13 protein-coding genes are annotated in these 16,413 nt (G+C 69.9%); 8 read left to right on the top strand and 5 right to left on the bottom strand.

Annotated elements, in window-relative coordinates:
* A partial coding sequence (locus tag ABNT58_RS07365; RefSeq protein ID WP_348752851.1) for an IS3 family transposase occupies positions 1 to 442 on the top strand: 442 nt, incomplete at its 5' end.
* A 546-nt stretch (positions 443 to 988) separates the two neighbouring features.
* Here ABNT58_RS07365 and ABNT58_RS07360 read toward each other — a convergent pair.
* A complete protein-coding gene (locus ABNT58_RS07360) occupies positions 989 to 1,447 on the bottom strand; it encodes a PPC domain-containing DNA-binding protein (protein WP_348752850.1) in 459 nt (152 codons plus the stop codon).
* 138 nt (positions 1,448 to 1,585) lie between these two features.
* Between ABNT58_RS07360 and ABNT58_RS07355 the strand changes: the two genes are divergently transcribed.
* From ABNT58_RS07355 to ABNT58_RS07340, 4 genes are read left to right on the top strand one after another with little or no spacing between them, the layout of a single operon-like run.
* Positions 1,586 to 2,176: a PEP-CTERM sorting domain-containing protein gene (locus tag ABNT58_RS07355; protein ID WP_348752849.1), complete on the top strand. Its 591-nt coding sequence runs from the start codon at positions 1,586 to 1,588 to the stop codon at positions 2,174 to 2,176.
* On the top strand, positions 2,176 to 4,074 hold the full coding sequence (locus tag ABNT58_RS07350) for a bifunctional metallophosphatase/5'-nucleotidase (protein ID WP_348752848.1): 1,899 nt from the start codon (positions 2,176 to 2,178) through the stop codon (positions 4,072 to 4,074). The genes ABNT58_RS07355 and ABNT58_RS07350 overlap by 1 nt, the downstream gene beginning before the upstream one ends.
* A 4-nt stretch (positions 4,075 to 4,078) precedes the next feature.
* Entirely contained in the window at positions 4,079 to 5,260 is a 1,182-nt protein-coding gene (locus tag ABNT58_RS07345) for a hypothetical protein (protein WP_348752847.1), read from the top strand.
* 58 nt (positions 5,261 to 5,318) lie between these two features.
* Positions 5,319 to 5,567: a hypothetical protein gene (locus ABNT58_RS07340; protein WP_348752846.1), complete on the top strand. Its 249-nt coding sequence runs from the start codon at positions 5,319 to 5,321 to the stop codon at positions 5,565 to 5,567.
* A gap of 30 nt (positions 5,568 to 5,597) precedes the next feature.
* Here ABNT58_RS07340 and ABNT58_RS07335 read toward each other — a convergent pair whose 3' ends face one another.
* Both ABNT58_RS07335 and ABNT58_RS07330 read right to left on the bottom strand, forming a co-directional pair.
* Positions 5,598 to 7,232: a CHAD domain-containing protein gene (locus tag ABNT58_RS07335; RefSeq protein WP_348752845.1), complete on the bottom strand. Its 1,635-nt coding sequence runs from the start codon at positions 7,230 to 7,232 to the stop codon at positions 5,598 to 5,600.
* A gap of 44 nt (positions 7,233 to 7,276) precedes the next feature.
* On the bottom strand, positions 7,277 to 8,143 hold the full coding sequence (locus ABNT58_RS07330) for a metallophosphoesterase (RefSeq protein WP_348752844.1): 867 nt from the start codon (positions 8,141 to 8,143) through the stop codon (positions 7,277 to 7,279).
* Between the two features lie 241 nt (positions 8,144 to 8,384).
* On the opposite strand from ABNT58_RS07330, the gene ABNT58_RS07325 reads away from it, so the two are divergent.
* Complete coding sequence (locus tag ABNT58_RS07325; RefSeq protein WP_348752843.1) at positions 8,385 to 9,938, top strand: methyl-accepting chemotaxis protein; 1,554 nt, start codon at positions 8,385 to 8,387, stop codon at positions 9,936 to 9,938.
* A gap of 18 nt (positions 9,939 to 9,956) precedes the next feature.
* On the top strand, positions 9,957 to 11,693 hold the full coding sequence (locus tag ABNT58_RS07320; protein ID WP_348752842.1) for a GGDEF domain-containing protein: 1,737 nt from the start codon (positions 9,957 to 9,959) through the stop codon (positions 11,691 to 11,693).
* On the opposite strand, the gene ABNT58_RS07315 is transcribed toward ABNT58_RS07320, so the two are convergent.
* Together ABNT58_RS07315 and ABNT58_RS07310 are read right to left on the bottom strand one after the other, a co-directional pair.
* Positions 11,588 to 13,648 carry an amidohydrolase gene (locus tag ABNT58_RS07315; RefSeq protein ID WP_348752841.1) on the bottom strand — a complete coding sequence of 687 codons (2,061 nt, stop codon included), beginning with the start codon at positions 13,646 to 13,648 and terminating at the stop codon, positions 11,588 to 11,590. The genes ABNT58_RS07320 and ABNT58_RS07315 overlap by 106 nt on opposite strands.
* A 176-nt stretch (positions 13,649 to 13,824) precedes the next feature.
* On the bottom strand, positions 13,825 to 14,529 hold the full coding sequence (locus ABNT58_RS07310) for a TetR/AcrR family transcriptional regulator (RefSeq protein WP_348752840.1): 705 nt from the start codon (positions 14,527 to 14,529) through the stop codon (positions 13,825 to 13,827).
* A gap of 175 nt (positions 14,530 to 14,704) precedes the next feature.
* On the opposite strand from ABNT58_RS07310, the gene ABNT58_RS07305 reads away from it, so the two are divergent.
* Complete coding sequence (locus tag ABNT58_RS07305; RefSeq protein ID WP_348752839.1) at positions 14,705 to 16,267, top strand: PLP-dependent aminotransferase family protein; 1,563 nt, start codon at positions 14,705 to 14,707, stop codon at positions 16,265 to 16,267.
* The last annotated feature ends 146 nt before the right edge of the window (positions 16,268 to 16,413 follow it).

The following is a 16,413-nucleotide window of genomic DNA, read 5'->3' as shown; positions in this document are numbered from 1 at the left end:
GTACCTGTCGCCGATGATCGACTGCTTCGATGGAATGGTCGTGAGCTGGTCGATCGGCACTCGCCCCGACGCAGAGCTCGTCAACACGATGTTGGATGCAGCCATCGAGACAGTCGAGGCCAGCACCGATCGGCCGGTGGTCCACTCGGATCGTGGCGCTCACTACCGCTGGCCCGGATGGCTGTCCGGCATGGCAGCAGCCAAGCTGGTGCGCTCCATGTCACGTAAGGCCTACTCGCCGGACAACGCCGCATGTGAAGGCTTATTCGGTCGCCTGAAGACGGAGCTGTTCTACCGCAGAGACTGGCTGACCACGAGCGTCGACCAGTTCATCCAGACGCTGGACGCCTACATCCGCTGGTACAACGAAGAACGGATCAAGAGTTCACTGGGCTTCCGCAGCCCCATCGAGCACCGAAAGCTTCTCGGGCTCGCTGCATAACCAGTCCAAGAAATCCGCCGCACCCCCGGTGGGTCAGTTTTCAGTGATCGTCAACAAGTAAGACTTCCGGAGTGCTCGCCTCGTGCAGTAAGACTACCGGAGCCGGTTTTGGGCCAGTCGCACCAAATCGGCGTTTCTAGGCGCGACAAGGACTTAGATGCGGTTCTTCTACTGCATCCACCCACGCTACTGCAAAACCTGGGTGCACTACCACGCGTCCGTTCGGCTATGCCCGCTCCGAGTTGACATAAACATTATCGGCGCTCAGCAGTGAGCAAGCTCGCCGCCTGCTGACAACAACGAAACGAGCGCAGCAGGTCTGGGTGACTTTTGGGTGACTTTCCTGCGCAAAACAGTTCACAACAGGGCGGAATGGGTCGGAACGGACGGCAACAACCCCTGAAAAATCAACAACTTAGCGGCATGGCGCAAACTACGAACCAAGGGGTCGTGGGTTCGAATCCTGCCAGCCGCACCAGAACATCGTTCTGAATCAACGCCTTAGACGGGCAACCGTCTAAGGCGTTTTTCTTTTCCGCGGCGGAATCAGCGGTCGGCCATCGGCCGCACCACCAGTTCCTTGAACCCGGTGCCCGCATCCGGCGCCCGACCGAGTTGCCAGCCCGGCACGCCGCACACCAGCACTTCGGCCGTCGTCCGGATCACGCAGCCGTGGCCCAGATGTCCGCCGACCACCCGGCCTTGTGCATCGGCCACCGCCGCATGCAGGTGCGCGCCATCGGGCGACAGGCTGCCGGCCAGGGTCAGCAGTTCCAGCGGGCCCTGCACCAGGGTCTCGTCGCGCTGGTCGGCCAGGCGCAGCCTGGCGTTGACCAGGCTGCCGATGGCACAGACGACAAAGCCGCCCCCTGGCATCTCTGCGGCCGCCCAGACCTCGAGTGACTGGCGCAGGTCGTGCCCTGGCTGCAGGCGCAGGGGCCGCAGGGCCGCCTGCCAGGGCAGGGCGGGCGGCGTGTCGGCATCGGGTCCGGGCGGTTTCAACATGCGGGCGCCTGGTGGCAAGTGGCTGGCTCCGCATGGTGCCGCAAGTTCTGGCGGGCCATGCGCGTGTCACGCGGCTGTCAAGCGTCAGCGTCATCGTCCGGGCAAGAGCGCATGCACGCTCGCACCAGGAGGAAGACCTTGACCCTACTTCATCCCCGCCGGGCTGCTTGCGCTTGGGCGCTCGCGGCCTGCCTGCCGCTGGCTCATCTGTCGGCCCAGGCCGCTTCCCTGGCCGCCGACGGCCAGTGGGCCGAGTTTTATGTCGATGCCTTGACCGCCCGCGACGGCGGCCTGGGCTGGATCGACACCGACACCGGCCTCGCCCAGACCTTCGAGTTCAGCGTGCCAGTCGGCTTCGTCGGACGCCTGACCGTGGTGGACGGCGGCTTCGCCGGTGACACCTTCGCAATCTCGCTGGGCGGGCAGGCGCTGGGTTCCACCAGCGCGGTGCCGGCCGCCGCGGGCGACAGCCTCGGCGTGGACTTTGACGCGGCGCTGGCCGATGGCGGCTACAGCCGCGGCGTGTTCACGCTGCAGGCAGGCTCGTACACGCTGGGTGGCCGACTGCTGCAGTCGGCCGTGCTGGACGGCGTGGCCCTGGAAGCCACCGTGGGTGGGCTGCAGCTGCAGGTGAGCGCAGTGCCCGAGCCCGGCAGCCTGGCGCTGCTGCTGGCCGGCCTGCCGCTGCTGGGCCTGGCCCTGCGCCGCCGCTGCGAAGGGGGTGCATGATGAGCCGCCTGACTGTGTTGGCCCGCGCGGTGGCCGCTGCCGGCCTGGCTGGCCTGGCCCTGTCCGCCTGCGCCGTGACGTCGGTGCCTGCGCAGGCACCCGTCACCATCAAGATCGTCGGCTTCAACGACTACCACGGCAACCTGGAATCGCCGGGCACCTTCGGCGCCAACTCGGCCGTGCCTTCGGCCCAGCGCCCGCCCGTGGGTGGCGCGGATTACCTGGCCGCGTACGTGGCCCGCATGCGTGCGGCCAATCCCAACACCGTGGTGGTGGGCGCGGGCGACTTCATCGGCGCCACGCCCTTGATCTCGTCGCTCTTCTTCGACGAGCCGGCGGTTGAGACGCTGAACAAGATCGGCGTCGAGTTCTCGGCCGTGGGCAACCACGAATTCGACAAGGGCAAGGACGAGCTGCGCCGGCTGCAGAACGGCGGCTGCAAGCTCACCAACGGCGCGCCCGATGCCAACAGCTGCCGCGGCTACGGCTCGGCCGTGCCCGGCAGCTTCGACGGTGCCAAGTTCCGCTGGCTGTCGGCCAACGTGGTGGAAACGGCCACCGGCAAGACGCTGCTGCCGGCCTACGGCATCAAGACCTTCGGCAAGGTGAAGGTGGCCTTCATTGGCATGACGCTCAAGGGCACGCCCGGCATCGTCACGCCCACCGGCGTGGCGGGCCTGACCTTCCGCGACGAGGCCCAGACCGTCAATGAACTGGTGCCGCGCCTGCGCGCCCAGGGCATCGAAGCCATCGTGGTGCTGGTGCACCAGGGCGGCTTCCAGGGCACGGGCAACAGCGACATCAACGGTTGCGTGGGCGACCTGGCGGGCAGCGACATCGCCGAGATCGTCAAGCAGCTGGACAACGCGGTCGATCTGGTGATCAGCGGTCACACCCATGCGGCCTACAACTGCTCGCGCAACACGCTGGACAACGGCAGCGTGGCCCGCAGCACCGGCTTGCCGAACAAGCTGGGCCGCAAGGTGCCGGTGACCAGCGCCAGCGCCTTCGGCCGCGTGCTGACCGAAGTCGACATGACCATCGACCCGGTGACCCGCGACGTGCTGGACGTGAGCCCGCGCAATCGGCTGATCGACCGCACCGACGGTGAAGTCACCGCCGCCATCACCGCCAACCCGGAGGTGAAGAACGTGGTGCAGGCCTACAAGAACGCGGTGTCGCCGCTGGCCAACCAGGTGGTGGGTCGCATCACCGCGCCGCTGGCCAATGCGGCCGACGCCGCCGGTGAGATGCCGGCCGGCGACCTGATCGCCGATGCGCAGCTGCAGGCCACCCAGCCCGCCGCGCTGGGCGGCGCCGTGATGGCCTTCATGAACCCGGGCGGCGTGCGCAACCCGGGCTTCGTCAACACCGCGGGCACCTACCCCTACGACCTGACCTATGGCGATGCCTTTACCGTGCAGCCCTTCGGCAACAGCCTGGTGACGATGACGCTGACCGCCCAGCAGCTGAAGGACCTGCTGGAGCAGCAGTTCGCCGGCTGCAAGAACCAGACGACCACACGCATCCTGCAGGTGTCCAATGGCCTTCAGTACCGCTGGAGCGCCAGCGCACCCGCCTGCGCCAAGGTGACGGACGTGAGCTTCACGCCCACCGACGTACAGGCGGTGCCGCCGGTGGCCACCGGCCCCACGGAGCAGATCGTCGTGGGTGGCGTGGTGCAGAACCCCAACCGGACTTACCGCGTGACGGTCAACAACTTCATGGCCACCGGTGGCGATGGCTTCACGGTGCTGACGGGCGGTGCCTCGACGCAAGGCGGTGCGCAGGACATCGATGCGCTGGTGGCCTACCTGGCGGGCTACCAGGCGCCTGCCGCCGCCTACGACCCCGCTGCGGCCGTGCTGCGCAAGCCGCGCATCCAGCGCGTGCCCTGAGCGCATGCGGGCCACGCTGCGTGCCAGCGGGGCGCTGCTGCTGTGGGCGGCGGCTTCGCTGGCGGCCGCCCAGCCGGCCCCTGCGCCCGCGCCGCCACTGCCTTTTGCGCAGCCGGTGCTGGGGCCGCGCGGGCCGCTGACGGCCGATCAGGAACGTGATCGCCAGCAGTGGCTGGCCCAGGCGCGCCAGGCACTGCAGGCGGACGACCCGGCTGCGGCCCAGCCCCCGCTGGACCGCGCCGCGGCCATTCAACATTCGGCCGATACCGAGCTGCTGATGGTGCAGCAGATGATGCAGCGCGGCGCTTACCGCCAGGCGCTGGCCTTTGCCGCCCACGCCGCCGGCGCCCATGCCGACGTGCCCCAGGCCCGCGCGCTGTACGCCTGGCTGGCGGCGCTGGGTGGTCAGGCGGCTTTTGCCGATGCCCAGCTGACGCTGGGCCTGCAGCGGCTGCCTGACGATGCGGTGCTGCTGCACACCCGGCAGGCATTGGCCAGTTTGCAGCCCGCAGGTGGGCCGCCTCTGACGCCGCCCGGCCGGCCCGGCCCGTGGGCCACCGGGGCGCAGGTGCCACCGCAGGCGCGGCCGGTGGGCGGCGGTGTGCTGCTGGCCGGCGGTGCGCAGGCGCTGCTGGTGCTGACCCCTGCTGCTGCGGCCGGCGCCGCCCCGCTGTGGGTGCGCGACGGCCTGGGGCGCACCCGCGCCATCCGCCTGGCGCCGGGTCAACCCGGTGACCCGGCCATGCTGGCGCAGCTGGCCTCGCCGCTGCCCGGCGGCGTGGCGCTGGCGCAGGCACCGGTGCCCGCGTTTGCCGGCAGCCCTGCGGTGGTGCTGGGCTACCTGCCAGCCGACGATCCGCAGCCCGCCTGGCCCGCGCTGCACCTGGGCTTTCTGGGCCGACCCGCCGGTGACGCGGGCCAGGTGCTGGGCATCGCGCTGCCGCCGGAGTTGCCCGGCGCTGCGGTGCTCGACCTGCAAGGCCGGTTGCTGGGGTTGAGCACGCCTTCCACTCAAGCCGCGCCCGGCCATCTGCTGCCCTTGCCCGCCTTGCGCAAGCTGCTGGGCGATCAGGCCGAAGCAGCCTGGCCCATGGCCCCGGCGGGGCCGCGCCGCACGCCCGACGAGTTGTATGAGCAGGCGCTGCCTGCCGTGTTGCAGGTGCTGGCCGTCGCGCCGCAGCAGTAACGATTTATACGGTATAAATCGTTTTGTGGGTCATCCACGCCCAACCGGGAGAACCAAGATGCAGTACGCCCCTCGCCATGCATTTCGCTTCTTGCCGTCGTCGGTGGGTGCGTTGATGGACACCGCCTTTCTGCGCAGCAAGCTCGGCGACTGGCAGGCGCCCACTTTGGCCGGCGCGGAGCAGGCCCTCAGTGGCTGGCAGGCCGATCGCAGCGCCGTCGAAACGGCGTCACCCTCAGCCGCAGTACCCGCGCCAGCGGACGCGGCGGGAGACTTGGGTTCTGGTGCGCGCGTGCGCCCGGTGTGAAGTCCGGGGCGGCCTCAGGGGCCAGGGCGCTCACCGGCGCCCGCTTGGCGGCTTGCACTTGGCCAGCCGACGCAAGGCCGGCGCAGTGGCCGTGCGCACTTCTTCGATCTTGGCCGACAGCCAGCCCAGCGCAAACCAGGCTTCGGGCTGGGTCTGCAGTGCTTCGGTGTAGCGGTCGCGGGCCACGTACAAATCGTTGAGCTGCCCCATGCCTTCCTGCGCCTCGGCCAGCACCTGCAGGTACTGCTGCAGCGGCTTGCGGCGCAGCACCGGCGCCAGGAATTCCACCGCGTAACGCTGGCGTTTGATGCGCTTGCGCAGGTCGTGCACCACCGGTTCAGGCAGCGAAGCGAACTGGCGCGCATCGGCCGCGATGCGCTTGTGCCAGCGGGCCAGGCGGCGGGCCGCCAGTGCGTCCAGGGGCTCGGCTGGCCCTCCGTCGGCCTTGTCGTCGGCCGCAGGGCTGCTGGGTTCGGCGGGGGCGGACACGGCCGGGCCCGGCATGTCAACGGCCGGCATCGCATCGCCTTCTGCAGCGGCCTGCTGCGATGGCATGCGGACCGCCTCATCGCCATGCACCGCCCCGGGCAGCGTCGTGTCCAGGCTGGCCCGCCAGGCCAGCCACTGCAGCAGCTGGCGTTGCGTGGCGACGGCGCTCACCAGGGCCGCGGGTTCGGCCGAGTCGCCCGGCGGATCAAAATGCAGCGTCGGCGCGCCGGCCCTGGCCAGCGAGCGGGCCACGCCACTGTCCAGCACGTCGCTGTCGCGCGCCTGGCCCAGGGTGCTGAACAACGCCCGCAGTTCGGTCTGCAGGTCGTCCGGCGGCATCGGCGCCCAGCCTTCGAAGCAGCGCAGCGCACTGCGCAGCCGGCGGATGCCCACGCGCAACTGGTGCACATGGTCCACGCGCTGCGCGGGATCGCCCTCCACCAGGCCGAAAGCGTTGAGCAGCAGCTGCGTCAGGCATTCGTCCACCACCGCACCCAGTGCCTGCCTGGCATCCGCGCTGGCCGGGTACGCCGGCCGCGTCGCCTTGCGTACCGGCACGCCGGCCAGGCCAGCGGCCAGCCAGTCGCCACGCTCACCCATGCGGCGGGGGTCGAGCAGCAGGCCAAACCGCTTCTGCCAGCGCTGGGCCAGCGCCGTCATGGCCTTGGGGTCGCCCCCGCCCAGTGTGAAGGCCAGTGTCCGCACCCGGCTGCTGTGCGCGCCGGCCACCAGGCGGCCGTCGTCGTAGCTCAGGTTCACCACCGCACCGCCGCTGCGCACGCGCCGGCTGGTGCGTGCCAGCTCACTGCGGTAGCGGGCGCTGGGTGCCTGGCCGTCCTCAGCGGCTTGCTGCAGCAGCGCCAGCAGCTGGTCGCCTGCCTGGGTGCCGGCATGCAGCGACGCATCGGGGGTGGCGTCGGGCCGGATGGCTTCATGCGCTTGCTGCGCCAGCAGGCTGCCGTCGGCCCGCTGCAGCGTTTGTATCCAGCGCCGGCCTTCACGCCGCAGGCGCCAGGTCAGGCCTTCGCGCGCCAGGTGACGGTCGGCGGTGTCCAGGTACATCGCCGCCAGGCTGATGCGTTCAGGCGCCGACTGGCCCTTGGTCAGTTCGGCCAGCACGCCGGCATGGGCGGCGGCAGGCACCAGGAAAGTGAGTTGGAGTGCAGGCTGGGACATCAGCCCAGCACTCTACCCTGGCCCGGTGGCGCCGGGCGGCCGCTTCAGGCCGCGATCAGCTCGGCGCTCAGCGGGTCGTGGATGGCAGGCTCTGCCAGTGGCGGGCACGCGGCCACCGACACGCCGCGCAACCACGCAGCAAAAGCCTGGTGCTCCACCACGGTGGGCAGGCTGGCCGGGCCGCCCTTGCGGTCGGCTTCGCACACGCGCTGGTCGATGTACACATGCGACTGGTGCACGGTGATCTCGGCCAGCGGTGAATGCCCCACGTAGGTCAATGGCATCGGGGCGGTCAGGCGCCGGCTCAGGCGCACCGGGCGGCCGTCGAAGTCCAGCAGGCGGCTGCTGCCACGGTCCAGGCTGGCCAGGTTGGCACGCGAGCAGGTCATCTCTTCAGCTTCGTGCACGGCCACGCTGGCGCGGTCGGATTCGGGTTGATGCGCTGCATGCCGCGGGTCCACGTCGGCATGCATCACGCGAAAGGGCAGCTCGCCCTCCACCTGCAGCGACAGCGGCAGGTCCATCAGCGACAGGCGCAACCGCTCCAGCCTCTTGGGATGCCGGGCCATCGCTTCGGCCACCCAGGCACCCTGCCGCGTGGCCCACGACTTGCGGCCGAAGCGCCGGCTGTCGTAGCAGCGCAGGAAATGCAGCAACATCAACTCGTGGTTGCCCAGCACGGCATGGAACCAGGGCTCGCGGATCAGCGACAGCGTGCCGAGCGAATCGGGGCCGCGGTCCACCAGATCGCCCACCGACAGCACCCGGTCGCAAGACGGATCGAAGTCGAGCCGCTGCAGCGCAGCCTCCAGCAGGTGGCGATGACCATGCAGATCGCCGACCACGAAATCGCGCCCCGCCGTGTTGCGGGGAAGGCGCTTGCAGCGCTGGATGCGCGTGAGGGTGGACATGTCTGGAAAAGGGAAATCACGGGGACCTGACTGCACAGGGCATTCAGGGTACCCGCGCACGACGGTATGCCTCTTCCGTGACGTGCGGATGACGGCTCATGCGCCAGATGGCTGCGCAAGGGTGCGCCTCGGTGTCGTTTTGATGACGTCGTCCTAGGCCTGTCGCCCTATGGGGCCATGCTTCAGCCACGGCGCCAGACCGTCGATAAGCGCGGCAACTCCCTCTTCAGTAGTAACCCCTGTGAAGTACCTCAAGCAGTTGTCGATCAAGTCGCGCCTGGTGGGCGCCGCGGCGCTGGCGTCGCTGGCCCTGATGGGTGTCAGTGGGGCCGCAGTACTGGCCTTGCAGCGGCTGGACCGCCAGTTCGACGCCTTTGCCACCGACAGCGTGGCCACCCATGCTGCCCTGACCGCGTTCCGCACCGAGTTCGGCAATCTGCGTCGCTTCGAGAAGGATGCCATCCTGCAGATCGACGACCCGGCGGCCGCCAAGCGCTACCAGGCGCAGTGGACGCAATCCTTCGACAGTGCACTGCGCCAGCTCGATGCCCTGCAGCAACGCGTGCCGGGCCAGCAGCTGCAGGCCTTGCTGCCGCTGCTGCAGTCGTATCGCCAGCAGGCGGGCGACGTGATCCAGCGGTCGATCAACGGCCAGATCGTGACTTCCAACGAGGCCAATGAGCTGCTGGGCCCGGCCAAGAAGCAGATGCACGCCGCCGAGCCGATGCTGGAGGCCATCGCCACCGCGCTGGCCGGTCAGGCCGAAGCACAAAGCGCCGATGCCACCCGCGCCGTGGCCCGCTGGCGCACCGTGATCATGGCGGTGGCGGGCGGTACGCTGGCCGTCTTCCTGCCACTGATGTGCTTCATCGTGCTGTCCGTCACCCGGCCGCTGGATCGCGCCATCCGTGTGGCCGGGCGTGTGGCTGACGGTGACCTGTCCACGCCGGTGCGGGCCGAAAGCGCCGGCCGCGACGAGCTGTCGCAGCTGATGGCGGCTTTGGGCAGCATGCAGCACAGCCTGCACGAGCTGGTGGGTCAGGTGCGCAGCAGCGTGGCCTCCATCGACGCGGCCAGCACCGAGATTGCACAAGGCAGCCAGGACCTGAGTGACCGCACCGAGCACACCGCAGGCAGCCTGCAGGAGACCGCGGCCAGCATGGGCACGCTGACCGAAGCGGTGGCAGCGGCCGAACAATCGGCCGATGCGGCGGCCGCGCTGGCGGTGTCGGCCAGCAGCGCCGCCGACGATGGCTGCCAGGTGGTGCTCCAGGCGGTGCAGAGCATGGACCGGATCAGCGGCAGCGCCCGGCGCATTGCCGACATCACCGGCGTGATCGACGGTCTGGCCTTCCAGACCAACCTGCTGGCCTTGAATGCCGCGGTGGAGGCTGCCCGTGCCGGCGAAGATGGCCGCGGCTTCGCCGTGGTGGCCGGCGAGGTGCGTCGCCTGGCCAGGCAGTCGGCGGATGCCTCACGCGAGATCAAGCAGCTCATCCAGGCGTCCACCGCCCAGGTGGACCAGGGTGCCGAGCTGGTGCAGGCGGCCGGCGGCGCGATGCGTCAGCTGCAGGCCGGCATCCGTGACGTGTCGGCCACGGTGGGCGACATCCGCAGCCGAGCGGCGGTGCAGGGCGCCGGCCTGCGCGAGATCAATGCCGCCGTCAACGAGGTGGATGCGCTGACCCAGCAGAACGCGGCCATGGTGGAAGAGACCGCCGCCGCGGCGCAGTCGCTGCGCGAGCAGGCCGCGCGCCTGTCGAGTCTGCTGACCCGCTTCAAGCTGGCAGCGTGAGGGTGTAGAACGCCGTTCATGTCCGTGCCCACCGACGCCCTTTTTTCCGAGCTGGATCGGGTCATCCAGCAACGCAGCCTGGAGGTGCACTTCCAGCCCATCGTCGACGTCGGTTGCTCGGCCATCGTCGGCTTCGAGGCATTGACGCGGGCGCCCGCCAATTCGGCGCTGCACTCGCCCCTGGTGCTGTTCGACACCGCCGCCCGCGCGGGCCGGCTGGTGGAGTTGGAACGCATCGTCATGCGGCGCATCGTCGAACGCTTTGCGCAGCTCAAGCTGCCCGGCCAACTGTTCATCAACGTCACGGCCGATACCTTGCTGGCCTCGGAGTCGCGGGTGGAGGTGATCGCCGGGGTGCTGCAGCCGCTGCACCTGGAGCCGGGCCGCATCGTGGTGGAACTGACCGAAACACGGCCCACGCTCGACCCGGTGGCGCTGGGCAGTGCGGTGGCCGCGCTGCGCGGGCTGGGCCTGCTGATGGCGCTGGACGACCTGGGCGAAGGCTTTTCCGGCCTGAAGCGCTGGGTGGACCTGCGGCCCGACTTCGTCAAGATCGACCGCCACTTCATCGATGGTGTGGCCACCGATCCGCTGAAGCAGCAGTTCGTGCGCTCCATCCTCGAGATGGCCACCACCACCGGCACCGGTGTCGTGGCCGAAGGCCTGGAGCAGGAGAGCGACCTGCGGGTGCTCCTGGGCCTGGGCGTCAGGCTGTGCCAGGGTTACTTGCTGGCGCGTCCTTCGGCCATGCCGCGCAGCACATTGCGCATCGACGTGGAACTGCTGCTGGAGCAGCGCGACGACGACGCCCGCGAGCGGGTCGTGGACGCCGACGTGGCCGCGGTGACCGCGGGTCGGCTGGCGCATGACGGACCGGTGGCCGAGCTGAGCTGGCGCTGTGAGGAGGTGGTGCGCCTGTTCCGGGACAACCCACGCCTGTATGCCCTGCCGGTGGTGGACGACGGCGGCCGCCCGATCGGCCTGCTGCGTTCACTGCATGTGCTGCACCGGGGTGCAGAGCGCTTTTTCCTCGAGATCCATGGCCGCAGCAGCTGCGCGCTGCTGATGGATGCCAACCCGCTGGTGTTCGACGCGGGCGCCAGCCTGCGCACGATGAGCGAGGCCATCGCCAACCTGGACGACCGCTTCATGGTCGATGGTTTCGTGGTCACCCGCGAGGGCCGCTACATCGGCGTGGGCCGCACCTCCGACCTGCTCAAGGCACTGTCCGACCTGCAGGTGGTGACAGCGCAAAACGCCCATCCATTGACCCGGCTGCCCGGCAACCTGGCCATCGACCGCCACCTGGCCCGGCTGCTGGAACAGGGCGCCGCCTTCCTGCTCATCTTCTGGAGCATCCCGGGCCTGCCGGCATTCAACCAGGCCCATGGCCATGCGGCCGGCGACGAGGTGGTGCGCATGGCGGCCAGCTGGCTGATGGCCGATGCCGAAGCGCATGGCGACTTCGCCGGCCATGTCGGCGGCGACGAGTTCGCCTGCATCGTTCGCGCGGCCGACGTGTCGCCTCGCCTGCGGCAGATCTGCGACGGCTTCGATCACAGCCTGCGCCGTTGGGGCGCGGCACCACCGCAGGCCGAAGCCCCCGCGCTGGTGCTGGCAGGCGCGGTGCTGCGGGTGGTGCCCGGCGCTTATGCCAGCGTGCGGCAGCTCTCGGCGGCGCTGGCCGGGCCGCGCGGGCAGGCGCGGCTGCTCACACGCAGTGGCTGGTGCGACGACGTGGCGCCGACGCGCTGAGCCGCCGCGCCAAACGGCAGATGCCCGTCGCCCGGGGTGCAGATGTGCACCCGCTTGCCCACCTGGTGCACCAGCATGCCGGCCGAGCCCTTGGGGCTGAGGATCATCGCCCGCGCATCGGCGGTGCGGGTGGCGGTGGCGGTGCTCATCTGCGACTCGTAAGGCCCGGTGGCGTACACCGTCTGGCCGCCCACCATCGTCAGCAGCGCGCGGTTGCGGGCCAGTTCTTCATCGGGCACCGTCAGGAAGTCGGCCTCCAGGATGACCATGTCGGCCAGCTTGCCCGCCTCCAGCGTGCCCACCTGCTTGTCCAGTCGCAGCTGGTAGGCCGCGTTGCGCGTGATGGCGGCCAGCACGTCGTCGCGCGACAGCGCCGGGTCGTCGTTGATGCGGCCCACGTAGTCGGGCGACTGGCTGGCCGGGCTGCGCGGGTTCTGCGGATCGCCCGAGCGCGTCACGCCGGCCTTCAGCGCCAGAAAGGTGTCGAAGGCGTCGATCGGCCAGTCGCTGCCGTGCACGATGCGTGCGCCCGCCTGGCGCAGGCTGCCCGAAGGCTCCATGCGCGCAAAACGGTCCGGGCCCAGGTGCTGCTCCGTCAGGCCCACCGAGAAGGAAGCACGCACGCCCCACTGGAAGGACATCGTCGCCATCACGTCCTCGGCCGCGAAGCGGGCGTAGTCGCTCACCGCCACCGTTTCTGCATGGGCGATGGCGGGCCGGAAGTCGGCCTGCGGCCGCTGCTGCCGCGCGTTCTGCAGCGCATTGAGGGCGGTGCGCACGCCACGGTCACCGGTGGCATGCATGTGGATGTCGAAGCCGTTGTCCATGGCCTTGACCATGATGTCCTGCAGCCGTGCCTGCTCGAAGTACAGCGCGCCGTAGTTGGTGCTCGGGATCAGCACGGGCGCCTGTGGCGTGCCGGCGTTCTGGAAGTAGGGCTGCAGCAGCGCGCCGTTGTCGGCCGGTGCGTTCACCACGCCGTCCATGAACAGCTTGAGGATGCGGGCGCGCACGCCCGGCTGGGCCACGGCGTCGCCCTTGTCGCCGGCATCGGCCACCGCGCGCAGCGCAGGGATGTCGTCGGCCAACTGGATGCTCAGCGCCAGGTTCACACGGGCGGTCAGCTCGCTGTTCTTCTGCAGCGTCTGGAAGGTGCGCAGCGTGTTTTCGCCGGCAGCCGCATCCATGAAGCTGGTGATGCCCTGCGCCCGGATCGCCTGCAGCGCAGCGCGGGCCTGGTTGAGCACGTCTTCCTGCGTGTCGGGTGGAATCGCCGCCTTGATCTGGAAGCCCCCGCCGTCGATGCCGATGCCGGTGGGGTTGCCCTGCGCATCGCGCAGGAAGCTGCCGCCCGCCGGGTCGGGCGTGGCCGCGGTGATGCCGGCCAGCTGCAGCGCCCGCGCATTGGCCAGCACGGAGTGGAAGTCGCTCGACGTCACCACCACCGGCCGGGTGGTCGTGAGCGCGGTCAAGGTCTGCGCGGTGGGGTCGGTGTCCAGGTTGGCGGTGGCCTGGCGGTCCCAGTTCACCGCTTCCAGCCAGGCGTCGGCGCCGCGGTCGGTGCTGGCGTCCAGGCAGGCCTGCAGCCGCTCGACCAGCTGCGCGCGGGTCAGCGGCTGATATTGCAGGTCGCACACCAGCAGCGCACGGCCGCCGGCGATGCTGTGCAGGTGGGCATCGATGAAGCCGGGCATCAGCATGCGGCCTTCGAGTTCGATGACCTTGGTGTTGCGGCCGATGCGGGTCGTCACGTCGGCATCGCTGCCGACGAAGCTGATGCGCCCGTCCTTGACGGCGACGGCCTGGGCGACGGTGCGCTGGTCGTCCATGGTGACGACCTTGCCGCCGCGCAGCACCACGTCGGCCGGGCTGGTGCCGCCGTCGTTGCAGCCGGCCAGTATGACGAGGGCCGCAGCCAGCGTGGCACGCAGGGCAGGGCGGGAAATCGGGGGCATGACATCTCCTGCAGGCATGGGGCCGAGCGACCGCTCACGGCCCTGATGCCGCGCGGGCGCCCCACGTCCGCCACATCGTAGGAAGGCTGGGGCCCGCCGCCATGGGCCACTTTGCGCCGCTGCGATGGGCCACTGCCGCGCAGCCCGCATGGCCTTGCCGCGCGGCCTGAGCGCGCTCAGGCGGGTGCCAGCAGCCGCGACACCAGCGCCACCAGGCACACGCGCAGTTGCGTCATCAGCCGCTGCTCATCGCCCGAGCGGTACACCACGGCGGCGGCGATCATCTCGTGCGCGATGATGCGGATGCTCAGCGCCGTGGTGTGGAGGTCTTCCGCCGCGGCCTGCGGCATATAAAAAGCCAACGCGCTGCTCACCGACTCGGTCATGCGCGCGTCGTGCACTTCCACCACCGCGCGCAGCGCCGGCATCGCCATCAGCATGTCCAGCAGCGCACCCAGGCCGGGTTGGTCGTGGTACAGGCGCTGGGCCAGCCGGGTTTGTTCGAGCACGTAGCTCAGCACGTCCAGCCCGGCGCCATGGCGTGGGTGCACGCCGTCCAGCTCATCGAACACGCGGTCCAGCCAGCGCTGCACCAGCTCGCCGATGATGGTTTCCTTGTTGGGAAAGTACTCGTAGACGGCGCCCACCGACAGGCCCGCGGTGGCGGCGATGCGCTTGGTGGTCAGGCGGTCCAGGCCGCCCTCGGCAATCTCCTGTTCCGCCGCCTTCAGCACTGCATCGATGGTGGCGTGCGCGCGGTCTTGCGAAGGCTGTCGCCTCATCACGATCGGCTTGCTGGTGCGTTTGGCGGCCACCGGCTTGCGCGCCGGGGCGGTGGCGCGTGCGCGGGTGCCGGGCCTCGGAGCGTCGGGCTTGGGCATCGGTCCATGTTAGCGACGGCGATGGCGTGGCCTCGGGTTTTCCGGTCTGCAACTTGCTAGTAACCGAACTAAAGTTCGGATATGCGCCGGCAGCGTCCAGTCCTGTCGCGCGTCCATGGGTCCCACATGAAGACTGCCCTGCATCTGCCTGCCCTGAACGGCCGCCTGTCGCGGCATGTCTGAAGCCCAGGTCACACCTGAGCTGCGGCTGCGTCCCGCCGCGGCTCACCCGGCCACCGACAGCCTGGCCGAGTGGTTGCGCGGCCAGCGGCTGCGCCACGCTGGCCAGCCGCTGCGGGTGCAGCTGGCGCAGGGGCTGAGGGAGGCGGTCACCGCCCGTGTGCTGCTGCCCGGCCATCGTCTGCCGGCCACGCGGGCCCTGGCTGAATCATTGGGCGTTGCACGCAACACGCTGGTGGCCGTGTACGCCCAGCTGGAGGCCGAGGGCTTCGTCGTCGCGGGCCACGGCTCCGGTACGTATGTGCGACCGGTGGTGGTGGACCGACCGGCGGAAACGGTGCTGCCCCTTCGACCCGACGTGGCGGCAGGGCGCCCGAGGTTGTCTGCGCGCGGCCGCGACTACCGCGCCGACGCCATCCACGAGTTCTGGGTCGAGCGCCCCTTCTGCCCCGGCGGCTTCACCGAAGAGCTGTTTCCCCAGGCCTTGTGGAACCAGCTGCACATCCAGATGCTGCGCCGACCCGACGCCCACCTGCTGTTGCCCGGCGCGCCAGGCGGTTCACCCGCGCTTCGGCAGGCGATTGCCCGCCATGTCCGCGCCACGCGCGGCGTACGCTGCCAGCCCGAGCAGGTCATCCTGACCGACAGCACCGCGCAGTCTGTCTCGCTGGTGGCCCAGTTGCTGTGCGATCCGCGGGACGACGCCATCGTGGAGAACCCCTGTTACTGGGGCGCCCGCCGGGCGCTCGAACAACAGGGCCTGCGCCTTCGTCCGGTGGACGTGGACGCCAGCGGGGCGCCCGTACCGACTGCCTTGGCGGCGACCGCGCGCCTGGCCTACCTCACGCCTTCGCATCAATTCCCGACCGGCGCGGCGATGCCGCTGGCGCGTCGGCTGCACTGGCTGGCCTGTGCCCGCGCCGCCGGCATGCTGCTGCTGGAAGACGACTACGACAGCCCTTTCCGTTATGCAGGCGCGCCGCTGCCTTCGCTGCAAGGGCTGGACGCCGAGTCGGGCGGCGGCGAGCACGTGGTCTATCTGGGCAGCTTCAGCAAGACGATGTTCCCCGGCATCCGGCTGGCCTTCATGGTCGTGCCCGCCTCGCAGGCTGGCGTCTTCGCAGCAGCCGCCAATGATTTCCACCGCGATGGTGATCAGGTGCTCCAGGCGGTGATGGCGCGCTTCCTGGAAGAAGGGCACTACGCCGGCCATGTTCACCGGCTGCGCGAAGCGTTCGGTCGTCGCCGCGAAGCACTGCTGCAGGCGTTGCATGCCCACGTGCCCGAGCTGTCGCGCACCGACAGCGCCCTGCGACTGACGGGCGGCGCGCGTGGCGTCCACCTGTGCTTTTCGCTGCCCGCGGGCACCGACGACCGCGCGCTGGCGGCTGACTGCGCCCGGCGCGGTGTCACGGTGATTCCCTTGTCCGCCTACGGCGTGGGTGGCCTGGGCGCCCGTCACCCCGGGCTGGTGCTGGCCTACGCAGGCGTGCGCGAGACCGAGATGGACGCGCTGGTGCGCGAGATAGCCCCCGTGTTGCGCACTGCGGGCCGCTGAAGGCGCAGCCACGTCGCACAACCAGTAGGCCGTTCAACTTTTTTTCGCGTCCTGCTTGCCTTGTAGGAAAACCCCGTGCTACAGTGCAAGGCTTCGCTGATCACTGAAGCGTTTGCCGGAAGCGGCGGGTGCGGAAAGAAGTTAGC

Origin of the sequence: uncultured Aquincola sp. (assembly GCF_964001545.1) — a bacterium.
Classification (GTDB): domain Bacteria; phylum Pseudomonadota; class Gammaproteobacteria; order Burkholderiales; family Burkholderiaceae_C; genus Aquincola.
The sequence above is the reverse complement of the archived record's forward strand: the minus strand, read 5'-3'. Positions and strand labels throughout refer to the sequence as shown.